This window comes from Chloracidobacterium sp. (assembly GCA_016711345.1).
Classification (GTDB): domain Bacteria; phylum Acidobacteriota; class Blastocatellia; order Pyrinomonadales; family Pyrinomonadaceae; genus OLB17.
Map to the genome: position 1 here is coordinate 1,752,076 of JADJTD010000001.1, position 19,246 is coordinate 1,771,321.

Consider the following 19,246-nt stretch of genomic DNA (forward strand, 5'->3'; position numbering starts at 1 on the left):
CCAAATTAAAATAAAACATCTGGAAAATTACCAGGAGGAGTTTAATGAAAGTTAAATTTTGCGTCTCGGCAATCGTAGCTATTGCTGCGTTTGCTATTGCTATCAGTGCACAAACATCGACATTTACTTATCAGGGCCGTCTCACCGACGGAGGCACATCGGCGAACGGCACATTCGACATGCAGTTCAAATTGTTCGATGTGGTCAGCGGCGGCCCCCAGATCGGCCCGACCATTACTAATTCAGCATTGACGGTCACACAGGGAATCTTTAAGGTTGACCTCGATTTCGGAGCGCCAGGGTTTCCGGGGGCAGACCGGTTTCTTGAGGTTTCGGTTAGGCGTAATTCGGGCGAGAGCTACACGGTACTCAGTCCGCGGCAACAAATTGCCTCATCTCCATATTCGTTGAAAACGCTTTCTGCATCGACGGCGGACTCGCTTTCTGCTGCCTGTGTTGGTTGTGTTTCGAATTCACAGATAAACGGCCTTGACGCCGCAAAATTGACCGGAACGGTCGATGACGCAAGGCTTTCAGGCAACGTCGTTCTCGGAACGGCTCCGCAAACGCTGACCAACAAAACTATCGACAGCCCAAGCAACAGCGTGACGACCGATCGTCTAAGATCAGCGTCGTCGACGATAAATGTAAGTTCTGCTGCTGCTCCTTCAGCGGGACAGGTGCTTACGGCGACCGGTCCGACAGCGGCGACATGGCAAACGGCAACAACCGGCTGGTCAATTGGCGGCAATTCGCTCTCCGCAACCGGCAATTTTGGCACCACGAGCAACAATCACGTTGACTTTGTTTCCAATAACGTTGTGCGCGGGCGGCTTTCGAATCTTGGAGAGTTCTTTATCGGCACTACCAATACAACTCTTCCAGGCGATCTGATGAATGCAGTTGGCAATGCCACCTTCCCATGGGCGGTCAACGGCTATACATCCGGCAATGGCGGCGGTGTTTATGGCCAAATCACTGCCGGCACTACGAACTTCGGAGCTGTTCAGGGAGAATATAACGGAACGGGACCAGGTTTTGGAGTGAACGGACTGTATACCGGCTCTCCTGCGGCGGGATCATCCCCGACCGGCCTTCATGGTGGCTCTTTTCCCAGCACTACTGGAAATCGAAGGATTGGCGTCCTTGGAGAATATAACACTAGCCACTTTGGTGCTGGGGTTGTGGGTATTGGCTTTGGCGGAGCGCTGCCGCCTGCAACGGACCTGGATTATGGCGTTGTCGGATGGGTAGCCAACAACGGAAACTACTCCGGCTATTTTAACGGTAACCACGTCATCGCCAACGGCACAAAATCCGCTTCGGTCGGAACCAGCCGCGGCAATCAGTTGCTATACGCGACCGAATCGCCCGAGGTTTGGTTCGAGGATATAGGCAGCGGAAAACTGATCAACGGCGAAGCTGTGATCACGTTGGAAAAACTGTTCCTCGAAACTGTGCTGATCGACGATAAACATCCGATGCATGTTTTTATCCAGATGGAGGATGATTCACAGGAGGTTTTTGTCAAGAAAGGAACGACGAGCTTTACCGTGAAAGAAAGGAACAACGGCACATCGAATGCTTCATTCTCATATCGCATCATTGCAAAGCGTCTGAATTTTCAGGACCATCGTTTCGGAAACGACCCGGTTTGGGGAGCGGGAGATACTCGCAGGTATTCTCAGTACGCTACGCCTCCGCCCGTAGATTATGAGAAAAACGTGCAGTTTCAGGCCGACCAGAAACGCAACTGGAAGCCCGGGCCGATGCCTGAGGGCTTCAAGCCCGTGCAGGAAGCAAAGGATTCGCAGCCTGCGACCCGTAACGTTAATCGGTAGGAATATGGGAACGAATCGGCTACGGCCTGTCGTTCCCCATAAATTTCAACACGGCCTGCGCGAATATAACCGGTCGCATGAAAAAGATTGCTTTCACAGATGCGAAAAATGTGCTATAAAGAGAAATCTAATCAAGTCCATTAGAAATTTAAGGTGAAACATGAGAACTCAAAAGTTTAGATCGATCACTGGAGCGGCGGTCATTTTTTTAATGGTTGCTATTGTATCGGCACAGTCCGGTGGAACCTTTAACATAACAAAGTCGGTTACCGGCGGTGGCGGTGGCCAATCGACTGGCGGCACCTTTACTGTGGACGGCACCATCGGACAGCCTTTGGCTGGTACGACATCGGGCGGCGGCACATTTATAGTTGAAAGTGGCTTTTGGACAAGCTCGCCACTGTCATTGAGCGGCACTGTTACCTATGGCAACGCGGCTTCGCCGCCGCGTTTTATTTCTAACGTGACACTCACAGGCGCGGGTTCGCCGGGCGTTGCAACTACCAGTAATTTCCCCGACGGAACATATTTTCTTAGCGGATTTGGGTCTGGTGCTTATACCGTCACACCTACTAAAGTCGGTGGTGTAAACGGCATAGCTTCCCTTGATGCCGCGCGGATCTCGCAGCATGTGGCTGGGCCGCCAAATCCGCAATTAAATGCTACGCAGTTGATAGTCGCAGATGTAAGCGGAAACACAACCGTATCCTCGTTTGACGCTGCTATGATTGCCAAATTCGTTGCGGGGCCTCCATATGCACCGCCGGGAATAGGATCGACCGGGACTTGGAGATTTACACCGACCAACAGGGCTTATGCGTCAATAGCCGGCAGTGTAGCAGGCGAAGATTACGTCGGCCTTTTGATGGGCGAAGTCTCCGGAAACTGGAACAATACAGGCGCCCGTTCTCCGGAATCCGAAGGGCCTGAGCGTGCTGTCACCGTCAAATTGGCTAATGTTGTTACCGCTGCCTCACACGATGTTATCGTGCCTATCAATATCGAAGGTGCTGTAAACAAAGGCCTTATCTCGTACGAGTTAGAGCTGCGATATGACCCTACAGTAATACAGCCTCAAGCCGAATCTGTCAGTCTGGCCGGCACAGAAAGCCGCAATCTTTTGGCGGTGACCAACGCGATACAGCCTGGAATTCTGCGTGTCGTTGTTTACGGTCCGAAACCGATCGCCGCAGACGGCGTGCTTTTGAACCTGAAATTTACCGCTGTCGGTGAAAAAGGCTCGACATCACCATTGACGCTTGAGCGGATCGTTTTTAACGAAGGCGAAAATCGCGTTAACACGGTAAGCGGAAAGGTCGAATTTTTCTAACGCGGACGGTTTGAGCTTTGCGCTGGTTTTTTCACCTCATCCTTTTGGGGTTTGGTGTTGCCATCAGAAGGCTTTTGGTTGCTGTTTGAATTCGGCTTGGAATTTGCATTAGCATTTGCGGTCGTGTTTGCACTCGTATTCGCAGACGAACTGTTTGTATTCTTCGGTGGCACATAGTCCAAACGCTGTCTACCGGCCTCAGCATCCTCAAGAAGATCTATAGCTCGTGAGTTGGATTCGTCGAGGGCCACAGCTTTTTTCAACGGGTCTATTGCTTCGCGATATTTCGCAAGCTTGATAAGCACCGCTCCCAGTTCTGTTTGATATTCGGTGTCTTCTGGCTTGAGTTCTACCGCCTCACGAAATGCCTCTTCTGCTTCTTCGTCCTTATTCAATTTTGCGTATGTGCGGCCAAGATTAAACTGTGCGGCATCGTCATTCGGATTTGCCTTGAGCCATTTTTTGTAGGTTTCGACCGCTTTTTCAAACGCCTTTTCTGAGTTCGTCTTCTTCACGCCTTCTTTGGAATTGCTAGCCGGCGCGGAATACTCACCCGATCGCTCCAATTGCATCTCAAGCAAAGCATACGCAATGCCGAGCTGAAACCATCCTTCTGCAAGTTCGGGATTGATCTTTACAGCCTGTCGAAAGGCTTCGATCGCCAATTCCGTTTGATTTTCGTCCAGCAACCGGGTACCTTCCGCCAGAGCGACGTTAGCATCGGTAATGTTGGCAAACGACGATTCGGCCGCGACATTAGCGTTGACTTCGCTATTAGAATTTGTTGCGTTTCTATTGCATGACGAACAACCGCTCATCATCGACACGAACATCACAAATAAAGCTAACCGTTTCATAAGATCATCCAGGCGGGAAAACAAAAGGCCGCCCCGCAAGCAGATGCACATGAAGATGAAATACCGTCTGCCCGCCGTCTGCATTTGTGTTGATAACGACACGATATCCGTTGTCCGCAAAACCTTTTTCGCGAGCAATATCTGCCGCAGTATGCAGCAAATGGCCAAGCATTTTCTTTTGATCGTCGCCGGCCTTATCAAGCGAATCCAAATGCTCGCGCGGAATGATTAAAATATGCGTCGGAGCTTGCGGACTGAGGTCGTCGAACGCAACACAAACATCGTCCTCATAAACCTGAGCCGAAGGAATTTGCCCAGCAGCTATCTTGCAAAAAATACAGTCAGTCATATGCGATCAAGCCTTTTCCTCGGCGGCAATGGCGATGCCGGATGTGATTCGCTCGATGTCAGCGCCTAGCGATCGGAATCGGCGGACGATCGTTTCGTAGCCGCGGTCGATGTGGTAAACACGGTCAATTAGGGTTTCGCCGTCGGCACACAACGCTGCCAAAACTAATGATGCCGAGGCACGAAGGTCGGAGGCGATTATCTTAGCTCCCATTAACTTAGCAGGTCCGCGAACGACAGCGGTATTGCCGGAAATATTGATGTCAGCACCCATTCGGATCAGTTCCGAGGCATGCATGAAACGATTTTCGAAGATGGTTTCGATAATTGTCGATTCACCCTCGGCTTGCGTCATAAGGGCCATATACTGAGCCTGCATATCGGTCGGAAAATCAGGATGCGGCTCGGTCGTGACATCCTTTGCCTTCAAGCCGCCGGACGAACGCCTTACCATCAAAGTGCTTGAGTTCAATTCCTCGATCTCGACACCTGCCTTGCGCAATTTGTCGATGACGGCAACGATGTGGTCTGGACGACAGCTTTTTATTTCGAGCTCGCCGTTTGTCATGGCTGCCGCGACAATAAACGTGCCTGTTTCAATACGGTCGGGAATGATCGTGTGCTCGGCGCTGCCAAGTGCCTCGACGCCCTCAATTTCAATGATCGACGTGCCTGCTCCTTTGATACGCGCGCCCATTTTGTTCAGCAGATCGGCTAGGTCTTCGATCTCAGGTTCCCGCGCCGCGTTTTTTATCACGGTTTTGCCCGATGCGAGAGCGGCAGCCATCATTACGTTTTCGGTTCCGGTGACCGTAACCTTTTCAAAGTCGATTGTATTGCCTACCAAGCGGCCTTTTGGTGCTCGAGCGACAACGTCGCCCGACTCAAGTGAAACGGTTGCTCCGAGCTGTTCAAATGCCCTTAAATGAAGGTCGATGGGCCGCGTTCCGATGGCGCAGCCGCCTGGCAAACTCACTTTTGCCTGTCCAAATCGCGCCAGTAGCGGCCCAAGAGCCAAAACACTCGCACGCATTGTTTTGACGAGTTCATAAGGGGCTTCGAAAAGCTGGATGTTACGGGCCGTTACCTTATGCGTACGCAATTCGGGCGTCAGAACGGTCGCACCGAGATCTTCGAGCAGGCGCCGTTGCGTGATTAGATCTTTTACATACGGCACGTTGTGAAGGGTCACTGTTTCCGGCGTCAGAAGAGTCGCCGCAAGACACGGAAGTGCCGAATTCTTTGCGCCAACGACCTCGATCTTTCCTTTTAGCGGATTGCCGCCGCGAACCAAAAATTTATCCATATAAGCCGCAACACCATGCCGCAAAAGGCCGAGGCGTTCGATTTCCTTTATACTATCGTAAAGAAAATCTTATCATACGCCGCGAATTCTAGGATAGTGTTAACCCTCTCAATCCGAACACATCATTCAGAATATTCTTGAATAATTTCCCTCGTGAGAGTATTCTTACCTGTAATCAACGCTACAGGTCTTACAGATCAAGCTTTTTGCCGCACAAAATAGGAACGTGAAGACGCGGTTAGGATTTTTTTTCACGTACGCCACACTGCTGAATTAAGGGGATAAATACATGGCCAGTCTTTTTATGTTCGAATCGCGTCGCAGAGCGCTGTTTTGCCTCTGTGTTTTAGGTGTTTTCACCGCTGTTTTTGCTTTACCCTTTCAGATGCGGTCCAATGCTGCGAAAGGTTTTGCCCAGAGAACCGAAAGCCATGAAGCAGATCTACCTAATTACGACATTCGTGTTGATAAGAGCAAGATCAATAAGATTGCGGAGTTTCGGAATGTTTCAGGTAAAAGTGCTTCGGAAGTGGCAGATGCAAGAGAGGCATTTGTCCGTGGAGAAGAAGCTCTAAAACAGCGTGTGCCGACACTCAAGATCGAATACAACGAAGATATTCGCATCCCCGAAGTTATTGCTCCTGATGTAAAACAAGGCCGCGCGTTCCTAACCGGCCCGACGACGCCTGCTCGGACTAGCCATGCAAACGTCCTTATAAATTTCCTAAAACAGAACACAGAGCTTGTCGGAACAAACGCAAACCAGATAGACGGACTAAAGGTCTTTTCTGATTACACTAATCCCGACGGCAATCTTTCTTTTGTAGAACTTAATCAGGAGATCAACGGCGTTCCTGTATTTCGAGGCGAGGTCAAAGCAGGCTTTACGAGGCGCGGTGAGATGATACGTGTGATCAATAATCTTGCTCCCTCCCTTGATTACAATTCACTATCAACTGATTTCAATGATCCACTAGCTGCAGTCAGAGCCGCTGCAGCATTGATCAACAATGACACATCGAAACTAAACCTGCGAGTAAACTCAAAGGAATCGACCGATATTAAGACAGTTTTCGGCACCGGCGATTCGGCGCCTACGGCTGAGAAGATGTATTTCCCGACCGAGCCCGGCGTTGCGATTCCGGCTTGGCGAGTGCTGATATGGCAGCCGGTCAATGCGTATTATGTGATCGTCGACGCGGCAACGGGAACGATGCTGTGGCGAAAGAATATCACGCAAGATCAGACACAGTCGGCGACATACAGTGTTTATGCCAACCCGAATGCGATGATCAATGTCGCTGATAACCCATTCCCTTTGACGCCCGGCCCAACATCGCCAAATGGCAGCCAGGGAGCTGCGATAGGCCGCACCTCAATTACCAGGATCGGTAACGAAGCCCCTTATACATTCAACAATCTCGGTTGGATCACAGATGGCCTCAACAAGACTGATGGCAATGCGATACAGGCCGGTCTCGACCGTGACGGAACTGACGGCGTCGATACGAACAGCGAAGCAGCAGGCACTAGCCGAACATTCAATTTTTCATACAACCCCTTAAACCCGAATACCAATACCGGTGATGCACCGATCCCGGCAACACAAACTTATCCAGGCAGTGCCTTTCAGCAAGGTACGGTCACGCAGTTGTTTTATATTTCCAACTGGTACCACGACGAGCTTTACCGCCTCGGTTTTACTGAGCAGGCACGCAATTTCCAGAACGACAATTTTGGTCGTGGCGGAGTTGGCAATGACCGCGTTAGAGGCGAAGGCCAGGATTCTTCGGGAACGAACAATGCAAATTTTTCAACTCCGGCAGACGGTGGACGCGGTCGTATGCAGATGTATATCTGGACCGGGTCGAATCCTGACATTGACGGCAACGTCGATGCGGATGTTGTAATACACGAACTTACGCACGGAACGTCGAATCGCCTTCACGGCAACGGAAGCGGCCTTTCGACAAATATGTCCAGCGGTATGGGCGAAGGTTGGGGTGATTTTTACGGACATAGCCTCTTGTCAGAACCAGGAGACCCGATCAATGGCGTTTACACGACCGGGGGTTACGACACATATCTGGGCCAATCAGGGACATATACCAATAATTATTATTATGGAATCCGTCGTTTCCCAAAGGCCGTGATAGCTTTCACGGGCGGCCCGAATAACCGGCCGCACAATCCGCTGACCTTTGCGGATGCAGATTCCACCCAAATTAGTCTTACGGACGGTGCATATACCCGCGGGCCTTATGGGTCATCGACGGCCGATCAGGTTCACGCATTGGGCGAGATATGGAGCAGCGCTCTGTGGGAAGTCCGTGCAAAGTTTGTAACGCGACTGGGATGGGCGGATGGAAACCGAAAGGTATTACAACTAGTCACCGACGGAATGAAACTTGCGCCGATCGGGCCGACTTTTCTCTCGGAGCGCGACGCCATCCTGGCAGCAGCTCAGGCGAGTTCATTTGCACCAGAAGCCGCTATTGATGTTGCCGATGTCTGGGGCGGATTTGCACTTCGCGGCATCGGCGCAAGCGCGAGCATTCAGGTAAACGGCAGTAGCGGAACAACCCGCGTCACAGAGGCGTTTGACCTTCCGAATCTTTATCAAACACCAAATCTGACCATCTCGGATGCAAGCGGTGATAATGATGGTTTTCCTGAACCCGGCGAGCTACTATCCTTAGCAATTCCATTGACTAATTCAACAGGATCGAATGCGGCAAGCGTTACACTTCAAATAGTAGGCGGTGGCTCTGCAAATTACGGAACGATTGTCACCGGCGCGACCGTTAGCCAGCAAGTAAGCTATTCCGTTCCGCCAGGCACAGTTTGCGGTAGCACTATCACCTTGACGCTCAATGTAAACAGTAGCCTCGGTGCAACAAGCTTTACGCGAACCTTCTCAGTCGGCCAGCCCACTGTTACGTTGACTGAAAATTTCGATGGAGTTACCGCACCGGCATTTCCGGCAGGTTGGGCGGCTGCGGTTGTTCAGAGCGGAATCAATTTTGTCACTTCAAACACGACGCCTGATACAGCACCGAATGTAGCTTTCGCACTTGATCCAACTACGGTCGGCGGCGGTACAGATCTTACATCTCCTTCGATTGCGATCAACTCGGCGGCGGCAACCGTAACTTTTCGCAATAATTATGATACAGAGCCCGGTTGGGATGGCGGTGTCCTTGAGATCAGCATCGGTGCCGGTGCTTTTCAGGATGTGATAACTGCAGGCGGTGCATTTGTACAAAATGGTTACAACGGCAGTCTCGGTGCCGGAGCAAATAATCCGATCGCTAGCCGAAGCGCCTGGACTGGCAACTCGGCTGGGTACATAACATCTATCGTTCGACTTCCGGCGGCGGCTAGCGGACAAAATGTCCGTCTAAAATGGCGATTCGGAGCCGATGACAATACAACAGGCAGCGGAGCATCGCCCGGTTGGAGAATTGACTCAATACAGGTCGCCGGAAGCTACACTTGTAATGTAAGCGGTCCGACACCGACAGCCACGAATACGCCAGTATTTACGCCGACCTCGACAAACACAGCAACGGCGACAAATACGCCGACGTTCACACCAACGGCGACGAATACCGCGACTTTTACGCCAACAGCAACCAATACTGCGACCTTTACACCTACAGCATCCAATACTGCGACTTTTACACCGACATCGACGAACACGCCGACTTTTACACCTACCGCAACAAATACGCCTACGCCGCCGCCAGTGATCAGCGGAACCGTGACATACGGTAATGCTATACCAGCCGCGACACGCTTTGTCTCTGACGTTTTACTTAGTGGTGTCGGCTCACCAAATGTTTCTGCGACGACGGGTTCGAACGGTACATATTCGCTGAGCGGATTTGGGGCTGGATCGTACACGATCACACCGTCTAAAACAGGCGCTGCAAATGGCTCAATTTCGTCATTTGATGCCGCACGTATCTCGCAGCATACTACCGGAGGTGCTCCGTTGACCGGTAATCAGTTGGTTGTAGCCGATGTTAGCGGAAATGGAGTTGTTTCATCGTTCGATTCGGCCCAACTGGCGAGGTACATTGTTTCGTCACCGCCCTTCGGAACAACCGGCAACTGGATATTCAATCCCGCGAGCAGTACGCATGTATCGGTAAACAGTAATATCTCGGATGAAAATTATTCCGCACTGTTGATGGGTGAGGTTTCAGGAAATTGGGTCAACGTTGCCCGATCTGAGAATGAAGTTGTCAGAATGGATCGTATTGCGGTTAGTGCTCCAACCCTGGTAACACCGGATGATAAAGAAGTTCTAATACCGGTAAATATCAGCGGTATAACAAATAAAGGCATCATCGCCTATGAATTTGATCTCCGATACGATCCATCCGTGATCCAGCCACAGACCAATGCGGTCGATGTTGCAGGCACAAACAGCCGCGGACTCACGGCTGTTGTCAATGCAGAGGAAGCAGGGCTGTTGAGAGTCGCTGCTTATGGTCCGATGCCGATCGAGAGCGACGGCGTACTCCTGAACCTCAGATTTACCGCCTTAGGTGTAAATGGCTCGGTCTCGCCGCTCACTTGGGAACGTATAATGTTCAACGAGGGCGATTCGACAACAATTACGGCGAACGGAAAGGTTGAATTATCGGATTCCGTTCCCGAGCTGGCTGAGATCAGCGGCAGAGTTTTGACGGCGTTCGGTATAGGTGTGCCGAACGCTCAAGTTAAGCTGACCGATACGACCGGCCGAACGTTAAGTGCGGTTTCAAACGGCTTCGGTTATTACAGATTCGGTGATCTTAAGATCGGCGAGACATTTACTTTGAGCATCGATTCTCGAGGCAGGTCTTTTACACCGGTTATGGTTAGTACTAACGGTCAATTGTTGAATTTGGATATGATCGCTGTCGAAAAACGGCGTTGATCGTATTTTTTTTTAATAAAGTTTAGGTGATTTATCACGGGCGGATCTCATGGTTTTTTCTAAAAATTGTGGAGATTCGCCGACTAAATTCGCAAGGTTGGTTGTGATTAACACGATGTGCCTAACGAGACGTAATTATTGCAATAAAATAGGTTAATCCTGTTTCGGAAGGCTTTTGGCAATTGGCGCGAAACGACGGTTACCTCACACAAACCGCTAGACCGCTATTTGCGCTAAAGCACTGTCACAATTGAACATATGTTTTTTTCTCACACTCATATTGCCCAAAGAATTTTGTTGACCTTGACATTCTTTCGTATTAAACTCTTTTAACCGGATCTTATTGCTCCGAGAGCAGGGTTTTGTTCTGCCAGCTAGGGAGGATTTTTAAGTTATGCTACGGTCTGATCGTAAGCGTTATATTGTTTTTGTGTTTTTTTGCTGCGCCGTACTCGCATTTTTCAATTTTGCGTCGGCTAGTAAGGCTGATTCTGTGCAGAACACAGGGACAAGTGTCATTTCTTTTTACGCTCCATCGGATGCGCTTAGCGTAGCTGACCCAGAGTCTAACCAGATCGATGTTTGGAAGATCGCCGCTGAACACAGACAGTTTTCAGAAGCGACTTTTAGTAGTTCGATAACTGAAAGTCCGGTAGTGGTTCGTACGTCGGGAAATTTAGCGCCGTTAGCAGTAAATGTTTCGCTGCCTAACATCACTGCAACACCCGGTCTTGTCGTGGTTCCGATCACGGTAGATGACCTGACAGGACAGGGCATAATTTCGTGGGACATGCAGATAACATTCGACCCAACGGTCGTTACGCCTGCATCAACGGCCTACGATACGGCCGGAACCTTGAGCAGTTCGACGTTCGTCACCCCGAATACGAGCTTTTCAGGCCATTTGATTCTTGGCGGGTTCCAGACCTCGGTTTTCAGCGGTTCAGGTACCCTGATCTATCTCAGGTTTAATGTCGTCGGTTCGCAAGGACAATCTACTGGTCTGACATTCCAAAATTACACTGATCCAAACTCGGGTTTTCATTATGGTTTTAGGTTTAACGAGGGAGTGCCGTCATCTACCCTAACAAGTGGAAGCGTCGCCATTCCGGCGGCGACACCAACGTCAACAAACACTGCAACACCGAGCGCAACCGCAACCGAGACATTTACTCCAACGCCGACTTCGACAGAAACTCCGACGCCGACTGTAACCGCAACTAATTCGGCTACGAATACAGCGACCAATACAGCGACACCGACTGCGACAGCTACGCCAGTTTCTGTATCGATGCCGAACATTATAGCAACGCCCGGTGTCGTAGTAATTCCGGTGACCGTGGGCGACCTCTCTGGTCTGGATGTTATTTCTTATGATTTTCAGGTCTCGTTTGATCCGGCAATCGTAACTCCCGCTTCACCCGCTTTTAGTACGACGGGAACGTTGAGCAGTGGAACATCGGTGACGTCGAATTCTAGCAACGCGGGCCATTTGATAATCGGTGGTTTCCAAACATCAGCACTCAGCGGTGCGGGAACACTCATTAATCTGAGATTCAATGTCGTTGGATCTCCCGGACAGTCGACTGCTCTTACATTCGAAGATTACACTGATCCTTCATCACAGTTTTTCTTTGGCTTCCGGTTCAATGAAGGCATACCATCCGTTCTAACAACAAACGGAAGCGTAACACTGCCGGCCGCAACTGCAACAAACACACCAACGGCCACAGCGACGGAAACGTTTACTCCGACTGCTACGGCAACGGAAACGTTTACACCAACAGCAACTGCGACGGAGACATTTACGCCGACAGCTACTGCGACCGAGACGTTTACGCCGACAGCAACTTCGACGGAAACGTTTACTCCGACTGCGACAGCCACGGAAACGTTTACTCCAACCGCTACGGCAACGGAAACGTTTACTCCAACGGCTACGGCTACAGAGACATTTACTCCAACGGCTACGGCTACGGAAACGTTTACTCCAACCGCGACAGCCACGGAGACATTTACGCCGACAGCTACTGCGACCGAGACGTTTACGCCGACAGCTACGGCAACGGAAACGTTTACTCCAACGGCTACGGCAACGGAAACGTTTACGCCGACAGCTACGGCAACGGAGACGTTCACTCCAACGGCTACGGCTACAGAGACGTTTACTCCAACAGCAACTGCGACGGAAACGTTTACACCAACAGCAACTGCGACGGAGACATTTACGCCGACAGCTACTGCGACCGAGACGTTTACGCCGACAGCAACTTCGACGGAAACGTTTACTCCGACAGCAACAGCTACGGAAACATTCACTCCGACAGCAACTGCAACGGAAACGTTTACTCCAACCGCAACCGCAACGGAGACGTTTACTCCGACAGCAACAGCTACGGAAACATTCACTCCGACAGCAACTGCGACGGAGACGTTTACTCCGACAGCAACTGCAACGGAAACATTCACTCCAACAGCAACCGCAACGGAAACATTCACTCCAACAGCAACCGCAACGGAGACATTTACTCCAACGGCTACGGCTACGGAAACGTTTACTCCAACCGCGACAGCCACGGAGACATTTACACCGACAGCTACTGCGACCGAGACGTTTACTCCGACAGCAACTTCGACGGAAACGTCTACACCGACAGCAACAGCTACGGAAACATTCACTCCGACAGCAACTGCGACGGAGACGTTTACTCCGACAGCAACTGCAACGGAAACATTCACTCCAACAGCAACCGCAACGGAGACGTTTACACCAACGGCCACAGCGACGGAGACATTTACTCCAACAGCAACCGCAACGGAAACGTTTACTCCAACAGCAACCGCAACGGAGACGTTTACGCCGACAGCTACTGCGACCGAGACGTTTACGCCGACAGCTACGGCAACGGAAACGTTTACTCCAACTGCTACGGCAACGGAAACATTTACTCCAACGGCTACAGCCACGGAAACGTTTACTCCAACGGCAACGGCTACAGAGACGTTTACTCCAACGGCAACGGCTACAGAGACGTTTACCCCAACCGCTACGGCTACGGCGACATCAACCTTCACACCGACGGCGACTTCGACGGCAACCTTTACGCCAACTTCTACAGCGACTGCGACTGCGACTGCAACGCCGATATGTGTTACGGTTTCGATCCCGGATCAAACTTCATTGACCGGAGTTTCTGCTACGGTACCTGTTAACACGTCGGATGTGACCGGCATGGGAGCGGTTTCAGCAGACTTCACCGTCACTTTTGATCCGGCAGTCTTGACGCCGAACGGAGTAACATTCGGCAGCGTCGGTAGTTCGAACGGCGGTGGACGGACGATAAATGTGCAGAATCCGGGAGCCGGAACAATGATCATCTCGATCTTTGGAGGAAATCAATTTATCGGCAGCGGAGCGTTGGTCAATATCAACTTCAATGTTATCGGATTGCCGGGAGCGATGAGTTCGGTGGCATTATCGTCGTTCCAGTACAACGAAGGCCCGCCTTGCGGCTTACTAAATAGCGGCAGAGTCGATGTGATCTCAGGCACGATTTCGGGAACGGTAACATACGGCAATATCCTGACGGCACCCGCACCTCGAAATGTGCCAAATGTTACTCTGAGCGCCGCAGGTTCGCCGCCAGTATTTACTACAACCGACTCTTTGGGCACATATTCGCTGAATGGTTTTGGATCAGGTCAGTATACAATTACGCCAACCAAGTCCGGCGGAGTGAATGGAGCAGTAAACGCCTTCGATGCAGCCCAGATCGCGCAGTATGTCGTCATGCTTATCCCCTTTAACCCGACTCAGCAGACAGTGGCGAATGTAAGCGGTTCAGGCAGCATTTCATCATTTGATGCCACATTGGTGGCGCGATATGTGGTTCAGCTTGAGCCAATGGGTGACACGACAGGAAACTGGATCTTTAACCCGACAAGTAGGACTTACCCGAACGTCTTTGCGAATGTCTCTAATGAGAACATTTCCGCATTGCTGATGGGCGATGTCACCGGAAACTGGAATGACCCCGTTTCCTTACCGGGCCGTGCTGCAAACGGACCCGAGAGGGCTATAGCTATTAAAGCACCGCAAATGACGGCTGGGCCTGACCAACACGTGACTGTTCCGATCGAAATACAGGGTGCTCCTAGTAAGGGCATCGTCGCTTACGAATTTGAGCTGCAATACGATCCTGCCGTGATCCAGCCTCAGGCCAATCCTGTGTCTTTATCAGACACGGTCAGCCGCGATCTGTCGGTGGTAGTTAATCCCTTAACCCCGGGAATCCTTAAGGTGGCAGTTTTTGGAGCGATGCCGATCAATGAGAACGGTATCCTTTTGAATCTTAGATTTACCGCTGTCGGTGCACCTGGTTCGGTTTCACCGCTCAAGTGGGAAAGCTTACTGCTTAATGAAGGTAATCCACGGGCATTACCGGTCGATGGACAAGTTGTACTTTCATCTGCAGTACCAAATCAGGCAGAAATAAGTGGCCGTTTGTTAACAAGCTTTGGCGAAGGTATTTCTAATACTAAGATCATGTTGACAGCGGCCAACGGCAAGAGTCATACGATATCGTCCGATGATCTTGGAGCCTTTAGATTCGGCGGGCTTAACATGGGAGAAACTTACACTATCAGTGCGGTCTCTCGACGCTGGAGATTCACACCGTTAACTGTCAGCGTTGTAGAGCAAGCGGTAAATGTGGATCTGATCGCTGAACCATAACAAGGAACGTATTTTGTTTAGCAATAGTAACGGGCTGTCTGAGCACTTAAGTTCAGACAGCCCGTTTTTTTGCAACGCCTTGCTGAGGTAAATCATCTCAACATCGACTTCAAACTTTCTGATGGTCGGGAAGCTATTATGAAGCAGTTTGAGGTCTTGCCCCGGCTAAACACCCCTCCTTTTAGCCGGGGTTTTTTATTTTCTAAGCTTGGCAAGCGATCTTTCGATCTGAGCAGTATGGCGAAGTTCGTGCCCGCCTGCGACAATTAGCCATTCCGCGGCTGTGATATTTCCAAAATAAGGGTGCGGAAATTTCGATTCGTTCAGGTCGTATTTCTCAAGATCGGAGCGCATTGCTTCAATTGCAGGACGATTGGAGTGCATTCTCACTAAGGCTTCGGTTATCGAAATAGTACCGGTCGGCTGGACACGTTCAGGCGCCTCTACTTTTACACTGCCGATTCCATTTAACTTCTCAAGAAAATCCGGCGAAAGATTCACAGTACCGTCAGAGAACTTTCCTGTTGATTTGGCTTCCCCGATCAATTTCGCGCATATGCGCGAAATGCCAAAATCTACCATCGAAAGGTGTTCGACGATCTTTTGTATCGTCCATTTTTCGCCTTCGGGCAAAGCTACTGCTTCTTCATCAGAAATGCTACTAACGGTTGCTGTCAAATATTCGCGTGCCTTTTCATTTGCCGAGTAAATATCGGCGATCGTTTCATATTTCATAGTTATTTTGCAGGCGTAACGGTCTGGATAGACAAAGGTAAACGATGCCAGCGGGCAAAGCTCGTTACACCGACTGGATCATTTATCGGCCGCCTCAAATAAGCTGTTTTCAAATAGAGCAATGTGTCCTCCGGCCATAAAAGCTCAACTATAGGATTGTACGAAACCAGCAACTTTTCGTCGGGCAAAGTCGATAAAGGCTGATCCGGCTGCAAAGTATTTGTTGACACATTCGCATCGGAATTCGAAGATTGTGCCAACCGCTGCTGGTCGCGGTCGTAAGCCTGCGACGAGATCAAAAGCTGGTTTCGAAGCGGTATGGCCGCTTGTGTAGGATTGGCACCGCCTGCGTCGTAGATTCGAATTTGGGTTTCAAAAGCAACAGCGACCTTTGCCGAATCAGGCGACCAAACAGGATGTACGGCCGTCAAATTGTCATCAAGCCGCCGCTCACGTCCATTTTTTTCAATTGTACGCAGACGTCCGACCGGGATCATCATTTCACTTTTGCTTGCTGCCGTGATCTCTGCGTATTTCCATTCCCTAGCCGTCGTCGCCAAAGCGGCAAGCATCGAGCTATCCGGCGACCACGCATAATAAAAATAGATGAGTCCTTCGTTTTCTGTTAATGGTTTCAAACCGCTTCCATCAGCCCCGCAAATATATATCTGTTCGGTGCGAAAGGTGAGAACCCCTGTCGGAGCCGTCGGCGGCGTTGGTGACGAAGCTGTTGTAGTTTTGTTGGACTCCATTTCGTCTTCAAAAGGAGCTGAATCGCTGTCTGCAACAGTCGGAGCATATGTAGGATCCGGCGATGGAACAGAAATATCGCTATCGGTCTTGGCGGCCCTTGTCATTGCTACAAAAGCGAAAGTCGTCGAATCCGGTGACCATACTATCGAATCTGGAAAATGTACCGCCATCGCATCCGAAGTAAGTTTTTTCTGTAACTTTCCGTCCGGTGAGTATATGTCCAATCGGTATTCCGCCATGGTATCTGCGATGTTTCGATAGACCGCAAGGATATGTTTCTTATCAGGCGAAGCAATGGAGCGTTCAAGCAGTTCGAATTGACGGTTCGCATCAAAATCGGACAGCACTTCTGGATTTCTCTCTTCTGAAGCTAAGTTATTATTTTCAATAGAAGGCGCGGGAACGTCGGCTTCGTAGCGATAATTCAGACGCACGGCCGGAATGGTTTTCATTTCAGGCGGAGCAACCGGCTCAGGCTGAAACATTTTGTTTTGACACCCGAAAGTAAGCGACACGCCAAAGACCAAGGCTGCCAAGGGCAATTTTGAAAAATACATAAAACTAGAAGTCTGCATTGAGATACTGTTTATACAGATTCTTCTGTGCGTCCGTCGGTTCAGAAACTCGCAAAAAGTCGTATTCCTTCCTATTGTCGCTTCCCAATGTAAAATTGATCTCACGAAGCTTATCAAACCGAAAGATCGTGAGCTTTATCGTATCATTCGGCTTTTTACTGCCAATATAAGTTTGCAAAAATGTCTGGCTGGCACGATAGCCGTCAATCGAAACGATCTGGTCGCCGGTGTTCAAGCCCTGTTCGAATGCAGGTGTGCCAGCGGGGATCGATCTGATCGTCAAACGATCGCTATTCTGAGTCAATTCCGCTCCAAAGTAAGCTTTGCTGCTGTTTGATTCTTTTGCTGCAAGCTCAAGCCCGATACCGTTAACAATTACCGAATAATCAATCTCATCCGTACCGCGCACATATTTGTCGAAGAAATCGGCAAGGCTCTTTCCTGCCATCAGTTCTGCTGCTTTTTGAAAATCCTCTGGAGTATAGTTCTTTCCTTTCTTAAAAAATTCCGTATAAAGGTATCTCAGCACATCGTCGGAAGATCGGGCTCCATTGGACGCGGTACGAATCGTCACGTCGAGCATCATATTTACAATTTCACCCTTATCATAATATGAGACCTGATTGTTCACAGCATTTTCGTCCTGACGATAATATTTGATCCAAGCATCAAAACTTGCTTCTTCCAGGCTGGTTTCAAATCTACCTGGTGTTTCTTGAAGTTGCTTTATCTGCGCGGCTTTATCCTCCAAAAACTTCTTTTCTGTAATAAGCCCGGCTCGCCGCAGTAGAATACCTTCGTAATATGCGGTCATTCCCTCGGCAACCCACAGCAGCTTTGTATAATTTTCATTTTCGTAATCAAATGGCCCGAGAGAATCAGGGCGAATGCGCTTTACATTCCAAGCGTGAAAAAGCTCGTGAGCTACAAGCCCCAAAAAGCCCTTATATCTAGCGTCCGGCTTGAACGAAAACCGGTCGGTCTGAAGTGCAGTCGAGTTAGAATGTTCGAGACCGCCGCCGCCGCGAAGATTGATGATAAAGAGATAATCGTTATAAGGCAGTTCACCAAATATCTTGTAGCCCTCTTCGGCGATTTTTGCCGTGTCTGCTGCAAGTTTTTTCAGGTCGTAATTGCCTTCGCCAGTGATTACGATGCGGTGTTTCTTTCCTTGGACATCAAATGTTGTCTCGTTGAAATCACTGACCTCAAACGGCGAATCATAAAGAACGTCGAAATTTTCGGCTACAAAAGTGTTTGGTGCATCAGCGACCGGAGGCAAACCCGTTGCGATTTTCCAGTTGCCGTAAGGATTTACTTTTACTGTTGACCGTGCTGCTATCTGATCTTTTACAAAAAGAAGTGTCGCAGAGTTATTCCAGAATGCATGTTGGTCATTGAGTTCGTTGGTCCTTACGGTAAGCTCGTTGGCGTAAATTCGATATGTCACCAGCAGGTCCTTTACCGCCTTACTGTCGATCTGCCATGTGTTCTTATTCACTTTGCGCCACGTCACTTGATTTCCGGCGACGTCCTTAGCCGAAAAATCTTGAAGATGCCGAGCGTATTCGCGCACCATGTAGCTGCCGGGAGTCCACACAGGCATTTTCAGTTCGATCTTTTCGGGCATTTGCGCCCATTTGACACTCATTTCTACTTCCAGCAAATGCGTCCACGGCTTATGCATCGAGATCGTGTAAGCGATCTCAGGCGCGACTGGTTTTGCTTCCGTTGCGGCTGGTTTTGTGCTTTTTGGCCTCTTCCTTTGAGCCGGAGTTTCTTGATACATAGAAAAAAGGATGGCAAAGGTCACGAATATTATAGCTTTTAACTGGT

The 19,246-nt window shown here is 49.9% G+C and carries 10 protein-coding genes; 4 read left to right on the forward strand and 6 right to left on the reverse strand.

Annotation, left to right across the window (positions count from 1 at the left end; genetic code table 11):
* Positions 1–44: 44 nt before the first annotated feature.
* A complete protein-coding gene (locus IPL32_07225; GenBank protein ID MBK8465608.1) occupies positions 45–1,841 on the forward strand; it encodes a hypothetical protein in 1,797 nt (598 codons plus the stop codon).
* Positions 1,842–2,001: 160 nt separating this feature from the next.
* Complete coding sequence (locus tag IPL32_07230) at positions 2,002–3,171, forward strand: hypothetical protein (GenBank protein ID MBK8465609.1); 1,170 nt, start codon at positions 2,002–2,004, stop codon at positions 3,169–3,171.
* On the opposite strand, the gene IPL32_07235 is transcribed toward IPL32_07230, so the two are convergent.
* The 3 genes from IPL32_07235 to murA are packed head-to-tail and all read right to left on the reverse strand — an operon-like array spanning position 3,168 to position 5,682.
* A complete protein-coding gene (locus IPL32_07235; protein MBK8465610.1) occupies positions 3,168–4,028 on the reverse strand; it encodes a tetratricopeptide repeat protein in 861 nt (286 codons plus the stop codon). The two genes, IPL32_07230 and IPL32_07235, sit on opposite strands and share 4 nt — an antisense overlap.
* A 4-nt stretch (positions 4,029–4,032) precedes the next feature.
* Complete coding sequence (locus IPL32_07240; GenBank protein ID MBK8465611.1) at positions 4,033–4,377, reverse strand: histidine triad nucleotide-binding protein; 345 nt, start codon at positions 4,375–4,377, stop codon at positions 4,033–4,035.
* A gap of 6 nt (positions 4,378–4,383) precedes the next feature.
* Positions 4,384–5,682 carry a UDP-N-acetylglucosamine 1-carboxyvinyltransferase gene (gene murA / locus IPL32_07245; protein ID MBK8465612.1) on the reverse strand — a complete coding sequence of 433 codons (1,299 nt, stop codon included), beginning with the start codon at positions 5,680–5,682 and terminating at the stop codon, positions 4,384–4,386.
* Positions 5,683–5,971: 289 nt separating this feature from the next.
* Here murA and IPL32_07250 point away from each other — a divergent pair, with 289 nt between their 5' ends.
* Together IPL32_07250 and IPL32_07255 are read left to right on the forward strand one after the other, a co-directional pair.
* Entirely contained in the window at positions 5,972–10,612 is a 4,641-nt protein-coding gene (locus IPL32_07250) for a M36 family metallopeptidase (protein MBK8465613.1), read from the forward strand.
* A 394-nt stretch (positions 10,613–11,006) separates the two neighbouring features.
* Positions 11,007–15,347 carry a hypothetical protein gene (locus IPL32_07255; GenBank protein ID MBK8465614.1) on the forward strand — a complete coding sequence of 1,447 codons (4,341 nt, stop codon included), beginning with the start codon at positions 11,007–11,009 and terminating at the stop codon, positions 15,345–15,347.
* Between the two features lie 195 nt (positions 15,348–15,542).
* On the opposite strand, the gene IPL32_07260 is transcribed toward IPL32_07255, so the two are convergent.
* Genes IPL32_07260 through IPL32_07270 form a run of 3 tightly spaced genes read right to left on the reverse strand, consistent with a single transcriptional unit; the run spans position 15,543 to position 19,199 of the window.
* A complete protein-coding gene (locus IPL32_07260; protein MBK8465615.1) occupies positions 15,543–16,082 on the reverse strand; it encodes a DinB family protein in 540 nt (179 codons plus the stop codon).
* Between the two features lie 2 nt (positions 16,083–16,084).
* On the reverse strand, positions 16,085–17,410 hold the full coding sequence (locus IPL32_07265; protein MBK8465616.1) for a hypothetical protein: 1,326 nt from the start codon (positions 17,408–17,410) through the stop codon (positions 16,085–16,087).
* On the reverse strand, positions 17,397–19,199 hold the full coding sequence (locus IPL32_07270) for a M61 family metallopeptidase (protein MBK8465617.1): 1,803 nt from the start codon (positions 19,197–19,199) through the stop codon (positions 17,397–17,399). The genes IPL32_07265 and IPL32_07270 overlap by 14 nt, the downstream gene beginning before the upstream one ends.
* Positions 19,200–19,246: the final 47 nt, after the last annotated feature.